The sequence below is a fragment of the Alkalispirochaeta alkalica DSM 8900 genome (assembly GCF_000373545.1).
In the GTDB taxonomy this organism is placed as follows: Bacteria; Spirochaetota; Spirochaetia; order DSM-27196; family Alkalispirochaetaceae; genus Alkalispirochaeta; species Alkalispirochaeta alkalica.
Window position 1 is genome coordinate 228,756 of sequence record NZ_KB891691.1, and the last position, 20,266, is coordinate 249,021.

Annotated in this window: 17 protein-coding genes; 14 read left to right on the forward strand and 3 right to left on the reverse strand. The window is 58.3% G+C overall.

What is annotated here, in order from left to right:
* Nucleotides 1–55 precede the first annotated feature (55 nt).
* The 7 genes from pnp (at nt 56) to B071_RS0101005 (ending at nt 9,339) form a co-directional block, all read left to right on the forward strand.
* A complete protein-coding gene (gene pnp / locus B071_RS0100975; protein ID WP_018525234.1) occupies nt 56–2,257 on the forward strand; it encodes a polyribonucleotide nucleotidyltransferase in 2,202 nt (733 codons plus the stop codon).
* Nucleotides 2,208–2,693 (forward strand): dUTP diphosphatase, encoded by a 486-nt coding sequence (gene dut / locus B071_RS0100980; protein WP_083914289.1) that lies wholly within the window; start codon nt 2,208–2,210, stop codon nt 2,691–2,693. The genes pnp and dut overlap by 50 nt, the downstream gene beginning before the upstream one ends.
* A complete protein-coding gene (locus B071_RS0100985; RefSeq protein ID WP_018525236.1) occupies nt 2,690–3,970 on the forward strand; it encodes an LptF/LptG family permease in 1,281 nt (426 codons plus the stop codon). The genes dut and B071_RS0100985 overlap by 4 nt, the downstream gene beginning before the upstream one ends.
* Nucleotides 3,967–5,088: an LptF/LptG family permease gene (locus B071_RS0100990; protein ID WP_018525237.1), complete on the forward strand. Its 1,122-nt coding sequence runs from the start codon at nt 3,967–3,969 to the stop codon at nt 5,086–5,088. Before B071_RS0100985 ends, B071_RS0100990 begins: the two co-directional genes overlap by 4 nt.
* A gap of 41 nt (nt 5,089–5,129) precedes the next feature.
* Nucleotides 5,130–6,287, forward strand: coding sequence for a tRNA guanosine(34) transglycosylase Tgt (tgt, locus tag B071_RS0100995; protein ID WP_018525238.1), 1,158 nt, complete (start codon nt 5,130–5,132; stop codon nt 6,285–6,287).
* A complete protein-coding gene (murJ, locus tag B071_RS15155; protein WP_018525239.1) occupies nt 6,284–7,882 on the forward strand; it encodes a murein biosynthesis integral membrane protein MurJ in 1,599 nt (532 codons plus the stop codon). Before tgt ends, murJ begins: the two co-directional genes overlap by 4 nt.
* A gap of 14 nt (nt 7,883–7,896) precedes the next feature.
* Complete coding sequence (locus B071_RS0101005) at nt 7,897–9,339, forward strand: HEAT repeat domain-containing protein (RefSeq protein WP_018525240.1); 1,443 nt, start codon at nt 7,897–7,899, stop codon at nt 9,337–9,339.
* A gap of 64 nt (nt 9,340–9,403) precedes the next feature.
* On the opposite strand, the gene greA is transcribed toward B071_RS0101005, so the two are convergent.
* Both greA and B071_RS0101015 read right to left on the reverse strand, forming a co-directional pair.
* Nucleotides 9,404–12,127: a transcription elongation factor GreA gene (gene greA, locus B071_RS0101010; RefSeq protein ID WP_245534026.1), complete on the reverse strand. Its 2,724-nt coding sequence runs from the start codon at nt 12,125–12,127 to the stop codon at nt 9,404–9,406.
* Nucleotides 12,102–13,040 carry a tetratricopeptide repeat protein gene (locus tag B071_RS0101015; RefSeq protein WP_040586781.1) on the reverse strand — a complete coding sequence of 313 codons (939 nt, stop codon included), beginning with the start codon at nt 13,038–13,040 and terminating at the stop codon, nt 12,102–12,104. Before B071_RS0101015 ends, greA begins: the two co-directional genes overlap by 26 nt.
* A gap of 139 nt (nt 13,041–13,179) precedes the next feature.
* Between B071_RS0101015 and rpe the strand changes: the two genes are divergently transcribed.
* The 4 genes from rpe (at nt 13,180) to dtd (ending at nt 16,349) form a co-directional block, all read left to right on the forward strand.
* Nucleotides 13,180–13,845, forward strand: coding sequence for a ribulose-phosphate 3-epimerase (gene rpe, locus B071_RS0101020; protein ID WP_018525243.1), 666 nt, complete (start codon nt 13,180–13,182; stop codon nt 13,843–13,845).
* Nucleotides 13,846–13,911: 66 nt separating this feature from the next.
* Nucleotides 13,912–14,757, forward strand: a complete 846-nt coding sequence (locus B071_RS15160; RefSeq protein ID WP_018525244.1) for a tetratricopeptide repeat protein — start codon at nt 13,912–13,914, stop codon at nt 14,755–14,757.
* Between the two features lie 33 nt (nt 14,758–14,790).
* Nucleotides 14,791–15,897 (forward strand): DUF8514 domain-containing protein, encoded by a 1,107-nt coding sequence (locus B071_RS0101030; RefSeq protein ID WP_018525245.1) that lies wholly within the window; start codon nt 14,791–14,793, stop codon nt 15,895–15,897.
* The gene (dtd, locus tag B071_RS0101035; RefSeq protein WP_018525246.1) at nt 15,897–16,349 is read left to right on the forward strand and encodes a D-aminoacyl-tRNA deacylase; all 453 of its coding nucleotides are present in this window, start codon (nt 15,897–15,899) and stop codon (nt 16,347–16,349) included. Before B071_RS0101030 ends, dtd begins: the two co-directional genes overlap by 1 nt.
* Before the next feature lie 63 nt (nt 16,350–16,412).
* Here the strand turns inward: dtd and B071_RS0101040 are convergent, their stop codons facing one another.
* Nucleotides 16,413–17,516, reverse strand: a complete 1,104-nt coding sequence (locus B071_RS0101040) for a ribose-phosphate diphosphokinase (protein ID WP_040586782.1) — start codon at nt 17,514–17,516, stop codon at nt 16,413–16,415.
* A gap of 137 nt (nt 17,517–17,653) precedes the next feature.
* Between B071_RS0101040 and recA the strand changes: the two genes are divergently transcribed.
* The 3 genes from recA (at nt 17,654) to B071_RS0101055 (ending at nt 20,242) form a co-directional block, all read left to right on the forward strand.
* Complete coding sequence (gene recA / locus B071_RS0101045) at nt 17,654–18,820, forward strand: recombinase RecA (protein WP_018525248.1); 1,167 nt, start codon at nt 17,654–17,656, stop codon at nt 18,818–18,820.
* Nucleotides 18,807–19,304 carry a 2-amino-4-hydroxy-6-hydroxymethyldihydropteridine diphosphokinase gene (gene folK / locus B071_RS15165; protein ID WP_018525249.1) on the forward strand — a complete coding sequence of 166 codons (498 nt, stop codon included), beginning with the start codon at nt 18,807–18,809 and terminating at the stop codon, nt 19,302–19,304. Before recA ends, folK begins: the two co-directional genes overlap by 14 nt.
* A gap of 140 nt (nt 19,305–19,444) precedes the next feature.
* Nucleotides 19,445–20,242, forward strand: coding sequence for a segregation and condensation protein A (locus tag B071_RS0101055; protein ID WP_018525250.1), 798 nt, complete (start codon nt 19,445–19,447; stop codon nt 20,240–20,242).
* Nucleotides 20,243–20,266 lie beyond the last annotated feature (24 nt).

Here is a 20,266-nt window from a genome sequence, read left to right on the forward strand (position 1 = left end):
ATCGCCTCTGCGCGCCTCCCCAGGGCGCGCAGGGCAACGTAAGGAAACAGTATAGATGCAAACAGTAACTATCCGAATTGGAGAGCAGGATCTTGTTCTCGAGACCGGGCGGATGGCGAAGCAGGCAAACGGGGCTATCTTTGCCACCTACGCCGGAACTGCCGTGCTCGCTACAGCGACCTGCTCCGATGAGCCTCGGGAAGGGCTCGATTTTGTTCCCCTCTCAGTAGAATACAACGAGAAGTACTACGCTGCGGGTAAAATTCCCGGTGGCTTTCTCAAGCGGGAAGGGCGTCCCAAGGACAAGGAAGTGCTGGTCTGTCGTCTGATCGACCGCCCCATGCGCCCCCTCTTCTCCAAGAAATTCATGCGGGAGCTTCAGATCGTACCCACCACCATCTCGGCGGACCGGGTCAACCCTCCCGATGTGATCGCCATGGTCGCCGCCAGTGCAGCGGTCCATATCAGCGATATCCCCTTCGACGGGCCTGTAGGGGCGGTTCGCGTCTGCTCGATCCAGGGCGAACTCGTCGTAAACCCCACCTTCGATCAGATAGCCGAATCCGAGCTGGAGATCATCGTGGCCGGAACAAAAGACGGGATCACCATGGTGGAAGGTGGCGCCCGCGAGGTCGGTGAAGAACTCATGCTGGCAGCGATCGACAAGGCCCGGGATGTGATCCTGGATATTTGCCGCGCCCAGGACGAGTTGCGGGAACTGGCAGGGAAAGAGAAACTGCCTCTCGTGGCCGATCCTCCGCCCCTGGCGATCGCCGATGATATTCGTGCCTTTGCAACGCCCCTCTACGAGGAAGCCTGCTTTGTAACGGAGAAAATGGCCCGCCAGAAGGCCGTAAAAGCGGCAAAAGAGAAGAGTCTCGAACACTTTGCCGAGGCCCTGGAGGACGAAACTCACCTGCAGCAGGCAAAATCTCTCCTGGGGGACATCCAGCAGGAAGTGGTGCGTCGTTCAATTCTGGAGAAGAAGTACCGCAACGATGGCCGTTCCCTGGAAGATATCCGGAAGATCACCTGCGAGACCAACCTCCTTCCCCGGACTCACGGGAGCGCCCTCTTTACCAGNGGTGAGACACAGGCCCTGGCGGTGGTTACCCTGGGGACGATGTACGACGAGCAGATCATGGACGATATCGACGGTGATCGCCGTGAGAACTTCATGCTCCACTATAACTTCCCCCCCTTCTCGGTGGGNGAGACGGGACGTCTGGGAACGGGCCGTCGCGAAATAGGTCACGGCCACCTGGCGCACCGGGCGCTTGAGGGCGTTCTGCCCGGGAAAGAGGCCTTCCCCTATACCCTGCGACTGGTGAGCGAGATCCTTGAGTCCAACGGTTCTTCCTCCATGGCAACGGTCTGCGCCGGTTCGCTGGCCCTGATGTCAGCTGGTGTGCCCATCAAGAAACCCGTAGCCGGTATCGCCATGGGTCTGATCACCGAGGGTGACTCCTACGCTGTCCTGAGCGATATTCTCGGGGACGAAGATCATCTGGGTGACATGGACTTCAAGGTCACCGGAACCGACGAGGGCATCACNGCCTTCCAGATGGACATCAAGATCAAGAATGTCTCCCCCGAGATCATGAAAGCAGCCCTGGACCAGGCAAAGCGTGGCCGGATGCACATCCTGGAGAAGATGGGCGAGGAAATCAACCGTCCCCAGGAAGAGCTGTCGGAGCACGCTCCCCGGATTATCACCTTCAAGGTAGATCCCGACGAGATCGGGCTCCTCATCGGAAGCGGCGGGAAGACGGTGAAGGCCATCTCCGAAAAGTTCGGGGTTCAGGTGAACTTCGAGGACAGCGGCAATGTAACGATCTATTCCAAGGACAAAGCCGCTGCCGATCAGGCAAAATCGGCCTTCGAGCAGTTGCTGGTTGAGCCCGAAATTGGCGTGGTCTATCCGGGAATCGTGAAGCGCATCACCGATTTCGGCGCCTTCATCGAGTTCCTCCCGAGTCGCGAAGGACTCTGCCACATCAGCAAGATGTCTGCCCAGAGAATAAACTCCGTCGAGGACGTTCTCTCCATGGGTCAGGAGGTGGATGTCAAGATCGTCGAGATCGACAAAATGGGGCGGGTCAACCTGAGTCTCATCTACGAAGGCATGAGTGAGGGCGGCCCTTCCCGCGGCCCCGACCGAGGACCCGACCGGGGGCCTCGCCCTTCGGGGAACCGGGGTGGTCGTGATGGCGGTGGCCGGGGAGGAAGCCGGGACCGTGGCGGGCGACGCGACTAGACCAGTCCCGGTGCGCTGTAGCGCGCACCGGGGATACGCGCCGGAATACGCCTCTTCGGGAGCGGCCGGCGCGGATCTTCGAGCCTTCCTGGAGGAACCGCTCTCTCTGCAACCGGGGGAGCGGCACGTGGTTCCTACGGGGGTCCATCTCGAGATCCCNCCGGGTTTTGAGGGTCAGGTTCGGCCCCGGTCGGGCCTGGCAGCCCGGCAGGGAATCACCGTGATCAACGCTCCTGGAACGATCGACAGTGATTACCGGGGAGAGATCATGGTTCCCCTGGTCAACCTGGGTGATCGGGAGGTCTCCATTGAACCGGGCGACCGGATCGCCCAGCTCGTGCTTGCTCCGGTGGTTCAGGCAACCTTTGTGGATACCCGGGATCTTTCCGAAACCGGGCGAGGCGCTGGCGGATTTGGATCCACCGGGACGCGATGATTCTGAAGAGGCCCGGGTCCGGAACTTCGGGCCTTGCCTTCCGGTACATCGGGGGGGAGTTCTGTATCTCCTTCCTGGTGTGCTTTGCCTTTTTTTTCTTTATCTTCTTTGTTAACCAGCTCCTTCTCCTGGCAGAGGATATTCTCCAGAAGGACGTTCCCCTTTCCGATGTGGCGCTCCTTATCCTCTACTCGCTTCCCTCGATCATCGCCATCTCCGTGCCCTTCGCGACGCTGGTGGGGGTTCTCATGGCCGTGGGGCGCCTCTCTACGGACAACGAGATCGTGGCGTTCCAGGCGAGCGGGTTTTCCCTGCTGNGCCTCTTTGCGCCGATTCTGGTGGCCGCCCTGATTCTCTCGGGCCTCTCCTTCGGGGTGAACGATGTGCTTCTTCCCCGGGGCACGCGCAACTTTGCCAGGCTCTACCGGGATCTGCTCTACGCGAACCCCGCCCTGGAGCTGGAGCCCTTTTCGGTCAAGCGCTATCAGAACGATACGCTCATAACGGGAGCTGTCTCTCCCGGNAGGATCCAGAACTTCGTNATCCTCGATACAGACGGCCAGGGGTTCCGNCGCGTTATAACGGCCGCAGAAGCGCGGCTGGTGCGCGAAGGGGATCCCAACTCGATCGGACTGGAACTCAGTGATGTTGTNACCCATTCCACCGAGGGAGGAACCCGGCAGAACTACAGTTTTGCCGAAACCCTGCGGTACAACATTCTTCTGGAAGATATCACCGTTGCACTCCGGGCGCCGGGGCCCCGGGAAATGAGCGTCCGCGCCGTAGCCGGGGAGATCCGGAAAAAAGAGGAGGCCCTGGCCCCGCGAATCCGGACGTGGGAACGAGAAATCGCCCTGGAAACTCACCAGCTCGGCCTGATGGCCCTGGACGAAAATCTCCCCGACCGGNGAGNTCTGCAACAAGGATCCCTGGATCGGCAGGTCCGGTCGATCACCAGAAGACTCGAGAGGAAGCCCCACGATCGATCCCTCCAGATATACCGGCTGGAATACTACAAGAAGTTCAGCATTCCCTTTGCCTCGGTCTCTTTTGTCTTCCTCGCCTTTCCCCTGGGACTCTTCAGCAAGCGGAGCGGACGGAGCGTNGGTTTTGGAATCGGTCTGCTGATCGCCACCGGTTACTGGGCGCTTCTCATAGGCGGTCAGACCTTTGGAAGCCAGCGTCCGGAGGTGTCGCCGCTTCTGGCAATGTGGCTTCCCAACGCGCTCTTCTTCATTCTGGGGCTCTTCCTCTTTTTCCGGAGGATGACNCGATGAAACTTCTCTGCCGATACCTCCTGGGAACTTTTCTCTGGACGCTCTTTATCTCGCTCTCTTTTTTCGTGCTGATCGTTCAGCTGGTAGAGCTCTTTGCACATCTGGTGCAATATCTGGATCTGGAGGTCCCTCTCTCGCGTATCCTGCAGGTTCAGCTCCTCTTCCTTCCACAGGCCGTGACCTACGCACTTCCCATGGCCCTGCTCTTTGCGGTGGCCTTCACGCTGGGCTCCTTCTACGCACACAACGAGCTTGTAGCCGTCTTCGGGGGCGGTCTGCCACTCTGGAGGTTTGTCCTTCCCCTGATNACCCTGGGGGTCTTGCTGAGCGCAGGACTTTTCNTCTTTACAGAGTTCGTGAGTATTGAGAGCCTTCGGCANAAGAACGCCCTCTCCCGGGAACTGCTCCATATCACACGAACCCATAGCAACACCGACATAACCGTGCGNGACCCCCGGGGNAGATTCATCTATTCCGCCGAGTATTATAACGATCGGGCGGAATCGCTCTCCCGGGTCACNGTGATAGAACGGGATGATCAGGGACGTTTCAGGCGAAGGATCAGTGCGGCCACGGGCAGATGGAAGGGGGAGCACTGGATCTGGGAGGAGGGGGTTCTCTTTACTCTCGGGAACTCCAGCGTCTCTGATGATCCCGGGGCCTCCGGCGATTCCCAGGCAGTAGATGGTATAGAAGCCCGGCCCTTCGAGACCCTCTCGGAGCCCGTCTTCACCCAGCCCCCCGGAAGTTTTCGCCGGATAACCCAGGATATCGACGAGATGCGACTTCGCGAGGCCCGGGAGTGGGCCGGAACATTGCGAAACGCCGGGCAACCCTTCAGAAAAGCCCTTACGGACTATTACAGCCGCTACTCCTACGCCCTGACCCCCCTCGTGGTGGTTCTCCTCTCGAGTTCGCTGGGGGGGAAGTTCCGGAAGAACATTCTCCTCATGAGCCTCCTTGTCTCTCTGGTGGTAACTGTGGTCTACTACGTGTCGAGCATGATCCTGGGCCTCATGGCGGGGAACGGGCTTATCTCCCCCCTGGCCGGAGCNTGGGCAGGAGTAGGAATTTTCGGCCTCCTGGGAGTGTTGCTCTTTCGCGTCGCGAAGACCTGAGCCAGCTCCCTGAAACGCACAATACCCGAGAGATACACACTATGGCATTTTTTTCAATCGACAAAACAGACAAAGATTGCGCAGCCCGCACGGGAACACTGGTTCTCCCCCATGGCCCCGTCTCTACCCCGGCCTTCATGCCCGTGGGAACGGCCGGAACGGTAAAAGCCGTCGATCACGACCAGCTGCACCAGATGGGATACCGTCTCATTCTGGCCAACACCTACCATCTCTTCCTCAGGCCCGGCATGGAGACGATCGGTTCTTTTGGCGGGCTCCACAACTTCTCAAGCTGGAACCACAATATCCTCACCGACTCCGGGGGATATCAGATCTTCAGCCTGGCTCCCTTCCGGAAGATTACCGACGAGGGGGCATCATTCCGGTCGCACCTGGACGGGAGCAAGCACCTGCTCACGCCGGAACGGACCGTTGATATCCAGGTAACAATCGGCAGCGACATCCAGATGGTTCTGGATGTCTGCACGGGCCCGGACATCGATCACCGGGCTGCTCTGGAAGCTCTGGACACCACCACCCGATGGGCTGCCAGGGCACGGCGACGCTGGACCGAACAGCAGCAAGAGCAGGGCTACGCCGGAGCGCTCTTCGGGATCGTCCAGGGGAACTTCTTCCCCGATCTCCGCACCGAAGCCGTGCAGCGCACGGAAGAGCTGGACTTCCCCGGGATTGCCCTGGGAGGTCTCTCTGTAGGGGAACCCTTCTCGACCTACTGTGATATTCTGGCTCATACGGCGCCGCTCCTTCCCCGGGAGAAGCCCCGTTACGTCATGGGCATCGGCACCCCCGAGTACATCCTGGCAGCGATCGAGCAGGGGATCGATATGTTCGATTGCGTTTTTCCCACCCGGGCGGCCCGAACAGGTACGCTCTTTACCACCGAGGGGCGGATCAACTTCAAAAGCGCGCGCTACGCCCGCAGCATGGATCCCCCGGACCGGTTGATCGACTCCTTCGGGGGGCGCCAGTACAGCCTGGGGTACCTGCGCCACCTGACAAAATCGAACGAGATTCTGGGGTGCATGCTCGCGGCCCAGCATAATCTCCGCTTCATGAAATGGCTGGTGGACCAGAGCGCCCGGGCAATTCGGGAAGGAACTTTCAGAAGCTTCAAGAAGGACTTCCTCGAGCGCTATGCCGAGGGGACCAGGGCAGCCCGGGAGGGATCATCCCTGTGAAGAATCAGGAGAGCGCTCCGCCAGGGCATCGGCATCACGTTGTATCGACGGCGATCGTTATGGTCTCCACACTGGTTTCCCGGCTGCTGGGGTTCCTGCGGATCGCCGTGATCGGGGCGGTCTTCGGTGCCTCGGGCCAGGCCGATGTTCTTAACCTGGTGTTTAATATTCCAAACAACTTGAGAAAACTTCTCGCCGAAGGCGCGCTCTCTTCGGCCTTTCTTCCAGTCCTCACCAGGACCCACCTGGAAGATCCCTCCGGCGAGGGGTCCCGGCGAATCGTGCGGCAGCTTCTGGGGTTACAGCTGGTCCTGCTGATTCCGCTTCTCCTTCTTGCAACGATCTTTGCCCAACCCGTGGTAGACACCATTCTGGCTTTCCCCGAACCGGAACGGCAGCTTCTGGCGGCAGATCTTTTTCGCTTTCTTATACACTACATCCTTCTCGTTTCCCTGGCAGCGGTCCTCATGGGAACCCTCAATTCCCACCAGAGTTTTCTCGTTCCCGCCCTGGCACCGTTGCTCTTTTCCTTCGCCGTCATTGGTTCGGTCGCCACCTTTCATTCCCGCTGGGGAGTATTTTCCATGGTCTGGGGGGTTCTTCTGGGAGGAGCAGGACAGCTTCTGCTTCAGGTCTATCCGGTAAAGAAGCGGGGCTATTCCCTGTGCCCGCTCTTTTCCCTGAGAGACCCCCGGTTTCTGCAGATCCTGAAACACTGGATACCCGTTGTTTCCACGGCCAGCGTCTTTGCCGTGGATCAGCAGGTCTCTCTCTTTTTTGCCAGCGGCCTCGCCGACGGAAGCGGTTCAGCCATGACCAATGCCCTGGTCTTCTGGCAGTTGCCCTTNGGTATCTTTGGCGCCTCGATCACCACGGTGCTGTTTCCTCTCATGAGTCGACAGGTTGCTCAGGGTGATATTTCCGGGGCGGGGAGGACGGTCTTTGGAGGCCTCAGGGCGCTCGCGCTCCTGCTCATTCCCGCCGGGGCGGGCCTCGCGCTTCTGGGAGGGCCTCTTATCGCCGTGGCCCTTCAGCGGGGGGCCTTTTCCGCCTCAGCCACCCGCCTCTCGGCCCGCGTGCTGGCGGGGTACAGTCTGGGCCTCTTCAGCGTGGGGGCCTTTACCTTTTTGCAGCGCTTTTTTTATGCTCTGGGTGAGTACCGAACGCCACTCCTCGTGGCGGGTATTACCATGGCCACTGATATTGTGCTGTGTCTGATCCTGAAGGAGACCGTTCTGGCTGTAACAGGGCTTGCAATCGCCAATAGTATCGCCTTCACGCTGGGAATGGTGCTGCTCCTCATGGCCCTGAGGTCCCGAATTGATTTTTCTCCCCTGGCAACCCTTGCCGTGGCCATCGTGAAGGCCCTCCTGGCATCGTCAGTAGCGGCAGGAGCCGTTCTGGCGGTGCGCTGGGTCCTTGCCTTCCATGGTCTGCACGAGTGGTGGAGAGCAGGAAGCAGCCTCGTTTCTCTCGGTCTGCTCTGCGCCGAGGCGCTGCCTGCGCTGGTTGTTCTGGTNGGCACCTACCGGATTCTTGGTATTTCAGTTCCCTCGCTCCTGCGTCGCGATTCCAGTGCGGTCATGGGAGCATAAAAAGCGGAGGTTTCATGGTTTTTGTGCGCACATTACAGAGTTCCCTCCGGTTCGTCCGTCCTGTCACAGGGGGTATCGCCTGTGTTCTGGTGGTTGCTTCTGTTTTTCTCCCCCCCCCGGTGTTTGGACAGGAAGCCCGGGAGGAGACGGAAGAAGCCCGGCAGGAGGAGGCAGCCCCGCCCACAATTTCCCAGGCTGAGGAATGGCGCGAAACCCTTCGCTTCGGTATCAATTCGGCCGTAGCTGAACTGATACCAACCCTCGCCAGGAACAGGGAGGAGGAACTCGCCCCGGAAATTCTGGAGGTCTTTGCAACCAACAACGACCCGGCCGTTCTGAAAAGCGCCGTGGAATACCTGCGGCAGCTCCAGGTGCCAGGCGGAGAAGACCGGGCCTTCCTGCTGATTCAGGAATACTTCGATCGTTCTTCGGACCTGACCACCCAGGTTCTGGGATACCTTCGGGAGATCCAGGCCGAGCCCGATGAAATGACTCGCGACATTCTGGTGGAGATGAGTCGCATGAGACCCCCCTCGCGGGCTGTGGCGGCAATCAGGTACTATGCCGCAGCTGAGAAGACAACGATCGAGGATCTGATCGATCTCTACCAGGAACCGGGCCTTTCCGAAGACGCCCAGGGACAGGTCCTGGTGGAGATGGGGATTCGCGGCGACGGGCGGGCCTTTGAATTTGTAGCCGACATACTGGGTGACGATGAGGAAGCTACTACGGTGCTGCAACGTTTTGCCATCGACACCCTGGGAAAACTGGGTGACGAGCGGGCAATCCCGATCATCCTCCGACAGTTTTCCTCCCCCGACTCCCTCACCCGTGCCTATGCCGTAAACGCCCTGACCAATTTCGATACTCCCGAGACGAACCAGGCCCTCCTGGCGGCCCTGCGTGACGAGTTCTGGCGGGTTCGGGTTGCAGCGCTCAAGACGGTGGCCGAACGGTCCATGACGGAGGCTCTCCCGGCGGTTCTCTTCATGATCAGACGGGATCCCGAGCGGCCTGTCCGTCTCGAAGCGCTTCAGACAGCTGCGCTCCTGAATGAACCCCGAGGGTGGGATCTGCTCCTGACACGGTTGAAGGACCCCCGGGGTAACGAGGAGGAACGAAGCATCATCGCCGATCTGGCGGTGCGGAAGAATCTCCAGGGCTCCCTGGAAACGCTGAAAGAGGTGATACAGGAGGAGTGGGAGCGGGAAAACAGCAGAATCCTCGACAGCATCGGCCGGTCCGTCTCGGAAGGGTCAGATTGGGACCTGGCCCCTCTGGTGGAGCTGCTCCTGAACCATCCCAACCCCATTATTCAGGTTTATGGAATGAGGGGGGTGGGCGAGAGTGGCCTTCGCCAGTTTGCTGATCTGCTGAGAGAGCGCCAAACCGAGGGGAACCACCCCCTGGTTCGGCGTACCGCCGAACGTGCGCTCAGGAATTTGGGGATGGACTAAAAAACCCCGGCGTCTTCTCCTGGTATAGGAGAACACACCGGGGCCAAATCCGGGCGTCCCGGTTCTAGAGCAGGTCCGAGACCTTGATCGATTCGACCCGCAGATGGTATCGCCGTTCGTTAATCTCGAAGTCCAGCTCATCACCGACCTTCGACCGCAGGAGACGGTTCCCCAGAGGGGAAAGATAACTGATCACGTTTTTGTTCGGATCCGATTCCCAGGGGCCCAGGATGGTGTATTCCAGTTCGGTATCTTCCAGAAGATCCCGGAGTACAACGCGGGTTCCCACGGAGATCTCGTCGTCTCTGACCTCGGAGGGATCGATTTCCCGAGCCTGCTCAAGCTCGCTCTTGAGGCGGGCTGCCCGGTTGTTCAGGCTGTCCTGACGCTCCATGGCTGCCTTGTACTCGGCGTTCTCCTTGAGGTCTCCGTAGGATCGGGCAACCTCGATCTCCTTCGAGTTCTGGGGAACTTCCACCTGTTGAAGGTGGTTATACTCGGCCTTCTTGGCCTCGTGCATCGCCGTGGTGCAGTAGAGGACTTTCCGAACCGTTGCCTGATCGATCTCGCCCTCACCGTAGAAGTGAAAGTCGGGAAAGCGGTTCAGGACTTTCTGCTTCAGATCAACATTAATCTTGGGATCCAGGTCTTTCACATCGGAAATGAGGGTGAAGATCCGCGATACCGATTCCTCCTCGGCCTCATCGATAAAGCGGGGTAGCCGCTTGTCCCTGAAGAGGAAGGAGTGTATCTGCTTGTTGATCTTCCGGTTCAGACTGACCTCCTTGCGGTTGTCTATATCCCGGAAGGTCAGATCGTAGAGGTGAATCATGGAGAGAAGGATTTTCTCCTGGCTCAGCCCCATCTCCTCAAACCAGGGAGCATCGTCGCAGTGCCGGACAAGCCACACAAAGGTCTCCCGCATGGTCCGGTAATTTTCAAAGATCCGGGCAATAAAATCCAGCACGATGGGTCGTTTTCCGTGACGGTCGAGTTCGTTGAGGACATCCCTGCTCAGATAGTAGGGGAGGAGCTTGGCGTAGACCTCGGCCCAGTTATTGTCCACGGCCCGCAGGTGTCCCAGAAAACGCTTCTTCAGGCTCGTTGACTCGATCCGGGAGAAAACCTCCTCGACGTTTTCAATCTGCTCGTAGGCCGCCTGAAAATCGAGTTCCAGATCCTGCTGGAGGAAAGGGTACTTCGCCACCAGATCGGTGAGAACGATCAGCGAGGAGATACTGTACTCGTTGGAGCTGCCACTGGACCGGACGGTCGCGGCAAAGTAGTCGAACATCTCGCGAAAAAATTCGCTGTCGAGCCCCTCGGCGCTCTCGTTGTCCACGTAGGTGAGAAACTCCTCCAGCGTTCGAACCCGGTCGAAGAAGGTCTTGTCACCCTTGAACTTGTTGTAGGTTTTTTCCTCGAAGGATACCGGGTGATCCCGAACGGTGAAGTGGTCGGCCTTGTCGGGCAGCATTCCAAAGTCCGAGTTGGTTCTCAACTCTTCCCGCGCCTTGGTGCTCCACGATGTCCACTCTCCGGGGCTCAGGATAGAGGGAACAAGTTCAGCCTTGATTCGTTTGATATCAGCGGCGTTGCCCAGGCTCCGGATCACCGTCTTGAGGGCCCAGACGGGATTTTTCTTGACCAGGCTCTTCAGCTTGTCCCGTTTCCATACCGCTCGCAGGACCCAGATGTGCTCCTTGGGCAGAACATCCAGGGCGTTCACCGCCATCTTGAGGGACATGCGATGCCCCCGTTTTTTGGCAAAATCGATGGTGATGTCGTCACCCTTGATCTCCCGGATGCGACCGATCCCCCAGCTCCGGTGGAAGACAAAGTTGCCCGTATCGAAGGCGATGTGCTTTTCAAAATCGGCTATCGCCTCGTGGACGGGCCTCCAGCTTTGGTGGAGGTTGCTAACCCTGATGTACTCAGCCAGGTTGCTGTGGGCGCTGTAATGCTCCTCAAAGCAGCTGATAATCTCTTTACGCGCCCAGTGGTTCTTGGGGTCGTACCCCAGGACGCGTTTGAGAAGCTCGATCGCCCGGGGCCAGTCTCCGCTCTCCTTCATGGGAGGGTAGAGATCTTCCAGGAGCTGAATGGCCCGGTCCGGACTGATCTGACGCGCTATCTTGGTCTCGGCGTGGTAAAAAAACTCTGTCTCGTTGGGGCAGAGCGCGACGAGCCTGTGCCAGATGTCTTTTACACTGGAGAAATTTTTCTTTGTTATGTACCGGTGGAGAGCCTTCTTGTAATAGCTCGTTGCCTGAAGGGAATCTCCTGCCTCTTCCTTCAGCTCGGCCAGGCGCCGCACGATATCGGCTTCCTCGTAGTCCACCAGAATAAGCCGTTCCCAGGTCTGGTGGAGTTTTTCGGTCTGGTTATCGTCGTGATAGACCTCAGCCAGTATCCGCAGGGCTGTGCGGTTCTCGCCAAACTCCAGAATCCGGTTGCAGAGAAACTCTACGATACTCCACTTGTGGTTATCCAGGAATATCTGGGTCAGCATGACCAGGTTGGTGTCGTTCACGGACTGCCGCGAGGTATCGAGGACACCTGCGATGTAGAGGGCGATGATGCTGTTTTTTGTATGCTGCAAGTGCTCTTCGCAGAGCGCACGGGCCTCGTCCTCGAGGTCGTTCTGCTGCATTTGCTCAATGATACCGTCCAGCTCGGTGAAGTTGCTGACCGTATAGTTGTTGAGCGTCGCCCGGGTCCACTTCTCTTGGTTGAGAAGTTCGTTTAGTTGCTGAATAAGATCAGGCATTGTACTGGTGGTAGACATTGGCATCGACACTCCGTATTTTCAGTAATACTTCTTCTATTTTCCCCTGCGACTCTTTTACCGCCACGTAGTGATCGATTAACCAGAAGTAACGGTTGATCAATCGAGGTCGGATCAGCTCCGCCTCACCGGTATGTTCTCGCAGCTCCCTTTCCAGCTCGTAGATCGACTGCTTCAGGCGGCCGAACTCTATAGACCGAAGTTCCCGCTTGACGTTCAGGACACCGAAGAGAAACCCGTAGACGGGAATCCATTCGAGCAGGGCAGGACCTTCTATTCCCCGTTTTTCTACTGCACGAACGAGACGCCCGATGAGCTCCGACTCAAGTCGTGCGATCTCGATCTTCTGGGCGTTAACAAAAAAAGCCTCCCGAAAAAAAGCCTTTGCCGGAGCCGTCTCGTTGACGAGAGCCAGAACGTCGGCCAGTTCCGCAAGGATTTCTGCGTCCTCCGGGCGCTCGGCTGTGGCTGCCTGCAGAAACCGTCGGGCGCGGTCATAATCGCCGGCCCCCTTGTAGCAACGGGCGATCCGCACCAGCAGATCGGCGTCACGGTTGGCTGCATCGCGGTAGACCTCCCGGTAAAACTCCAGGGCCTGTCCGAAGACGTGCTGCCGGAACGCATTAATCACGAACTCCACGGGCCGGCCTATTCGTTGTACGAACCCCAGGAAGACACCCCATTGCGCGAGGAGATACTCCCCCCGCTCGAAGGGATCCGTCAGGGCCAGAACCCGTTCATGGCGATCGTTCCAGAAGTTCGTATATTTCAGCGACGCAACTACCTCGGTGTTCTCGAAATCAATCGAGAGCGCCCGGTCAAGTTGTTCAAGCGCTTCCGTCAGCTGATGCGTTGCAATGCAGGCCGCAGCGCTCTGCAAACATTCTGTTACCTCTTCGGCATGACTCTCCAAACTGCTTGCGTCCTTACTACACTGCGTTTGCCACATTATATCACTATTTCGGGAAAGGTCAACGAACCCCCCTGAGGCACTGATCCCCTGGCTCCGGCGGTATTTGCCTGGAACCGTAATATAAGATAGTATAACGGGAATGAATAATTCTGTCATTACGGCGCCCTCTATCCTCGCCGCAGATTTTGCCAACATCGCCGGAGGCCTCAGTCTTATCGAGGAGGCCCGGGGCGGGTGGGTTCACATGGACGTGATGGACGGTCACTTTGTCCCGAACATCAGTTTTGGCCCCAAAATGGTCAGGGATGTGCGAGCTCGCACGGACCTGCCCCTGGATGTCCATCTTATGGTGAGTCAGCCCGAGCGCTACACCAGTGAGTTTATCGAAGCCGGAGCTGACTATCTGACGGTTCACCTGGAATCGACGGTCCACGTTCACCGGGTTATTCAGTCGATTCGTCGTGACGGGGCCCGGCCCGGGCTGGCGATCGTTCCTTCAACTCCCGTTGCCGCTGCGGAGGAGCTGCTGGACGAGATCGACCTGCTCCTGATCATGACGGTGAATCCGGGTTTCGGGGGGCAGGCCCTGATTCCCCGGGGAATAGAGAAGGTCGCCCGGGCGGTGCAAATCCGCCGCGAGCGGGGACTTTCTTTCAGGATCTCCGTCGACGGCGGGGTAAACCACGAAACGGCACCCCTCCTTCGGGAAGCCGGGGTAGACGTTCTCGTATCGGGGTCCGCCTTTTTCAGCGCTCCCGATCCCTCGCAGTATCTGCGGGATCTCTGCGGTCATGGGGGGGGATAACTTCCCGGGCTTTCCTAAACCTCCGCACCCAAGGGGCCGAAGATAAAAGCGGGAGAAACGATCACGATGAAACAGTCAGTACGCCCTCTTATATCCGCTGTTGTTCTGCTTTTCCTGGCAGCGACCCCTCTCTCTGCCCGTTCCCCGGCGGAGATTTCCTTTGGGGAAGGTCTCGAAGCCTTCCGGGAGAGCCGGTTCGCTCTTGCCGAGAGCCGTTTTCAGGAAGCCCTGGAAGGGTCGGACGATGAGGATCTCACGGCGGGAGCCTATTTCTGGATCGCAAAGACGGGCATGGCCCAACATCAGCTGGATGCGGCCGAGCGGAACCTGGAGTATTTTCTGCAGACCTATCCGCGCCACCCCCTGGCTGTGGAAGCGCGGTACCAGCAGGGACGACTCCTCTTCCTTCAGGAGGATTTCGACGGGGCTCTGCAGTCGCTGGGGCGCTTCGTCGAGCGACACCCCGATTCTCCCTTTGTGGCAAATGCGGTATATTGGGCGGGAGAAGCCCTGTTCAATCTGGGTCGTCTTGATGAGGCCCGCCGCATGTTCCAGACTGTCCTTCGTGATCATCCCAGGAGTTTCCGGGTGGAGGCGGCGCGCTACCGGATCGCCGTGATCGAGCTCACCTTCCGGGAACAGGAGTTACTGGAACTGCTTCGGTGGAGTCATGAGGAGTACCTTCGTGCAGTGGACGAGTTTCAGCGGCAGGAGGCCGCCTATCGCGATGCCCTGGCATCGTACAGGCAGCGCCTGCAAAATACAGCCGACGCCGATCTTCGGGAGGAGCTGGTTCGCCTTAATACCGATATCCAGGTTCTCCAGGAGACTCTCCGCAGTCGTGATGCCAGGATCCGCCGTCTGGAAGAGCAGATCACCACGCTCCGCTCCGAGACAGCCCGGTCCCGATAGGGGGGTGGCCGTCCCGCTCCCCGGGAGGGGTTTGTGAAACGCCCTGCCAAAAATCTCGATGCGGCGCAACGTCTCTACCGACGCAGGCGGTACGCCCAGGTGATCACCCTCCTGGAGTCGCAGGTCTTTCTGTACCGAAACAACTACCGCTATTACTATCTGTTGGGAATGAGTTGCCTCTACACCGGTGATTACGCCGGAGCCTTCTCGTATCTACAGCGAGCTCTCGACATAGAAGAGGATCCCCAGGGGCTCCTGGGGCTGGGTGCAACCCTCCTGCGCCGTCGCCAGACCGATCAGGCCCTGAGAACCTATCTGGATCTCATCGATCACGACCCCCGAAATCGCAGGGGACAGCGGGCGCTCCAGTGGCTGCGAACCATGGAAGATCCCGATGAGGTACTCCAGTGGTTCGAGGATCGCAGGATACACAAGATTCTGCCCCGTCGGCCCCTGACGCTGCCCGCCGCTCTCTTTCCGATTCTGGTGGCAACGCTCCTGATTGCCCTGTCTGCCTTCGCCTTCTCCCGAGGAATTCCTCGGGCGCTCTTTGCAGCGCCGGAACCTCGGCCCGGGGTAGAGCTGGTACACATCGCGGGACACACCCCGGATCAGCTCCTGGACTCGTCGGATGATCCGGCCCGCTTCGACCTCACTCCCCGAGAGATCGAGGCCCTTTTCCGGCGGGTGGGGGACCTCTTTCAGAAAGGCCGCGACAACCTGGTCCGAAAAGAGTTGAACCGCATCGCTGCATCCAACGCAGCGCCCGGAATAAAAGCTCGGGCAGCAACGATTCGTGACTATCTTCATACGCCCGATTTTGCCACTTTTCAGGACGGCTTCACCTACACCGAAGCGGTCCGGGATCCCGAGCTCCATCACCAGGTCTACGTTCGCTGGCAGGGACGGGTGGCAAATCTTCGTATCGGGGAATCCCTGATCACCTTCGATCTCCTTGTGGGATATCACACCGGCCAGGTTCTGGAGGGGATCGTTCCCGTCTCCCTCGACTTTGCCGTGGTGCTGGAAAACAATGCCGCCGTGGAGATAATCGCGCTTCTTGACACGAAACCCGACGGCTCCTTTCGCGCCCGGGTCTCGTCGATCCGGATTCTCTCGCCCCGGGAGATGACTTCCTGATGAGGGCTTTGGTTCAACGGGTTTCGCGAGCCTCGGTTACCTCTGGTGGCGCCGTTACGGGGGCGATCGATCGGGGGCTGCTCGTCCTCCTGGGGGTCGCCAGGACCGACACCGATCAGGAGCTCCGCTATATTGCAGACAAGATTCTTCATCTGCGCATTTTCGATGATCACCAGGGAAAGATGAATTGTTCGCTTCTCGATACGGGAGGGGCTATTCTGCTGGTATCCCAGTTCACCCTGTACGGATCGGTGAAGAAGGGACGCAGGCCGGGATTCCACGAGGCCGCCGAGCCGGCCCTGGCGGAAGAGCTCTACCGGGAGATGAGAGCTCTTCTCTCCCGCGCCGTCCCGGTAGAGACAGGTTCCTTCGGCCAGGCGATGAAGGTGGAGCTTATCAACGACGGGCCCGTGACAATCATGATCGACAGCGCTGAGAAGTTTCTCTCCTGAGCCTGGCTCGGTGGCGACCTGCAGATCTGATATCTGCAGACCTGGGACCTGCAGGACTGAGACCTACAGAAAGAGTTTCAGATTCGAAAGGTAGTGTCTGGGATCGAAGGTGTCGAAAAAAGGCGAAAGCGATTGCTCCTCGTGGAGATGCATGATGATCTCTGCGCTCAGCCTGGCCGAAGAAACCACCTCCAGGAAGGGCATCGCCCCCTGCATCCCGGCAGGGACATCAACGGAATCGGTCACAACTACCCGATCGAGCATGCCCCGATCGTAGAGGTCCTGCAACCGCTCCGTGGCGGGGTCAGAAAAAACAGGATGCACCACAGCGATATTCACGGTCTTCACGCCCCGGTGTTTTAACTCCTGAACCAGATTAAAGATGCTCCCGCCTGTATCAATCATGTCGTCCACGATCCAGACTTCTTTTCCCTCGATTGGGGTATCCGTAAGAATGTTGATCGATTCCACGGTGTTGGTCTTGTCGTAGTTCCGCTGTTTGTGCGCGATCATGAGGCGCGTCCCGAAGGCCCGGGCAAACTTGCGCGCCACGCTCTCGCCGCCGGCATCGACCGAACAGAAGAGCCAGTCATCCTTGACCGTTCCATTCAGAACATCCATTTTTCTGATGTAATTATCGGTGATGTACTCCTTCAGAAGAGGGCTTCCGGGGACATCGTCGATAGCGCAGATACAGGGGTCCACCACGGTCTTGGACTTGTCCGAGTGGAGCTGGTAGGTGATGATGTGATCCACCCCCAGGCTGGCCAGAGTTTTGTAGTGTATCCAGAAGCCAACGCTGTTCCTCCGGGTTGTCCTGTCAGAGCGGGAGCTCGTGCAGAAGGGCTCAAAGAGGGTGATCCTGCTGGGTTGGGCCCGCCGGATTGCATCGATGGCGTGGTACATCTCCATCTTGTTTTGTTCAACCGAATAGCCGCCGGAGTTCCGGCCGGCCGAAGCAAAGAGAACCACGTCCTTTCCGCGGATCGATGTGTGGACCTCCACCTCCATCTCTCCGTCGGCGAAGGTGATCGTTCGCAACTCACCCCGGACTCTCTTGCTGTATCCTTTTCCGTAGAAGTCCGGAAACGTTTGCATCTCATAGGCAACCCGGTCGGCGTAGTCTTCCATACTACGCGTCGCGAAAATGACAAGTTCTCCCCGCATGGGTTAGGTATACTACGTTTAACCGGAGAAGGTCAAAACGTTCTTGCTTTCATCGCTCAGGAAAAAGCGATATACTCCTCTGGACGGTACATCGTATATAGACAAACAGCTCCTCAAGAGAGCGAAACGAGGAAGATATGGCTGCACAGAAACCCACCGATTCCGAGAAGAACACCGCCATTGAGGCCGCCCGCCTGCAAATCGAGAAGCAGTTCGGAAAAGGTTCGATCATGAAGCTGGGAGAGAACAGAGCTCCTGCAGGAATAGCGACCATTCCCAGTGGATCGATCATTCTTGATGAAGCGCTGGGCCTTGGAGGCTATCCCCGGGGGAGAATCCTGGAAATCTACGGCCCCGAATCGTCGGGAAAAACAACCCTGGCGCTCCACGCAATCGCAGAAGCCCAGAAAGCGGGCGGAGTTGCGGCCTTCATCGACGCGGAGCACGCCCTGGACCCGGTCTACGCGAAGAACCTCGGGGTTGATACGGAGGCTCTCTGGGTATCGCAGCCCGACAACGGCGAACAAGCCCTGGAAATAGCCGAGGCCCTGGTGCGGAGCAAGGCCGTGGACATCATCGTGGTCGATTCTGTAGCGGCTCTTACTCCCAAAGCCGAGATCGAGGGTGATATGGGTGACAGCCACGTGGGGCTTCAGGCTCGACTCATGAGTCAGGCCCTGCGAAAACTCACGGGCATCATCTCAAAATCATCAACGGTTCTTATTTTTATTAACCAGATCCGCATGAAGATCGGCGTGATGTTCGGAAACCCCGAAACGACCACCGGGGGGAACGCCCTGAAGTTCTACAGCTCCCTTCGTCTTGAGGTTCGCAGGATAGAGACGATCAGCAAGGGGTCCGATGACGCTATCGGGAACAGGGTGCGCGTGAAGGTGGTGAAGAACAAGGTGGCGCCTCCTTTCCGCAAGGTGGAGATGGAGATCATCTTCGGAAAAGGAATATCTGCAACGGCCAGCCTGCTCGATGCAGCCCTGAAGTACGATCTTGTGCAGAAGAGCGGTTCCTGGTACTCCTGCGGGGACGATCGAATCGGTCAGGGCCGGGAAAACGCCAAGCAGTTTCTCGACGAGAACCCCGACGTGGCGGGAGATCTGGAAAAGAAGCTGCGGGCCATCATGTTCCCCGATACTTCTGCCGAGTCCGCTGATTCCGCAACTTCCGTCGATACCGTGCAGGAGGGGGCCGGTTCTGTTGTTGCCGAGACCCCGGAGCAGGGAAAAGCTGCGCCCAAAGCAAAAAAGAGTACTGCCAAAGCTGCTGAACCCTCGGATGAACTGTTCTGATACTGCGGGGATCGGTTGGCCCCTCTTTATCGGCTTGGGCGCGAACACCCCGGGACCCCTCGGAGGGCCCCGGGAGACCCTGGCCTGGGCGGTTTCCGAATTGAACCATCTCCTGGAAGGGGTCTCGTTCTCGTCGGTCTTCTTCACGGCACCCCTTCATTACAGCGAGCAGCCCCATTATTTCAATCAGGTTCTCCGGGGATTCAGCAGGATGGGGCCCCGCAATCTGCTTCGGGAGTTGCACCGGCTGGAGAAAGAGGCGGGGCGATGCCGGGCAGGGGTGCCCCGTTTCGGGCCACGGCCTCTCGATCTGGATATTCTCCTGTTTGGTGATTACACAATCGCATCGGTTGATCTGCAGGTGCCCCATCCCCGCATGCACCAGCGGCGGTTTGTCCTCGAACCCTTGCAGGAGCTTGCTCCCGCCGTCCGGGATCCCAGGAACGGAGCCCTCTGGAGGTCATATCTGGCGGGAGCTCTCTGACCCTTTCTGCGGGGCTCCTGCTGTGAACCTCCTGTGCAGGAGGTGTGGCAAGAGTTTGCCCCGGGAATCAAAAAATAGGCTGGTCTGAACGGAAAAAGGTCTGGACCCTCCCGAAGCAGGACAAGTATACTGGACCATCCATGGATCAAGACGAGTCGCAAACTACCACGGCCCCCACTGTTCAGCTGGATCAGTTTGAAGGGCCGCTGGACCTCCTCATATTTTTGATACGAAAAAACGAGGTAAACATTTACGATATCCCGATCTCCCGGATCACCGAGCAGTATCTGGAGTACCTGAAATACGCCGCTCGGGTCGACCTGGAGAACGCCACTGACTTTTATGTAATGGCAGCCACGTTGCTCTACATAAAATCCCGCATGCTCCTTCCTGTCCCGGAAAACTCCGACGACGAAGAGATGGACGACCCCCGCCAGGAGCTGGTGGCAAAACTGATCGAGTACCAGCGTTTCCGGAAGCTGAGCGATCTCATGGGCGACAGGGAAGAAGGGCTCGAATACACCCTGGAGAGAAGAAGCTCTCAAACGACGCTCCCCTTTGACGAGGATGAGCCCCTCTGGGAACAACTCGACGTTTGGGATCTGCTCAAAACCTTCTCGAAACTCATGAACAACCTGAGCGCCGACCACCTGGTGAGTCTTCACGAGGTGGTAACGGTCAACGAAAAGCTGACCTTGATCGACGAACTTCTGGAGCGGAAGGGGGAGTTTTCCTTCACCGATCTTGTTGGCAAGACACACTCCGTAATGGACATGGTCTGCGCCTTCATTGCAATTCTGGAATCGGCCCGCCAGCGAACGATCAGGATCCTGCAAAACAAGATGTTCGGTGACATAAAGATCGTTGCCGGAACTCCGGTCGCGGATTCCTCCCCCGATGCAGCGGGTGATCGGGATGAGGAGCTCTTTGATATCTAGTTCTGATCATCAGTTCTGAGGTGT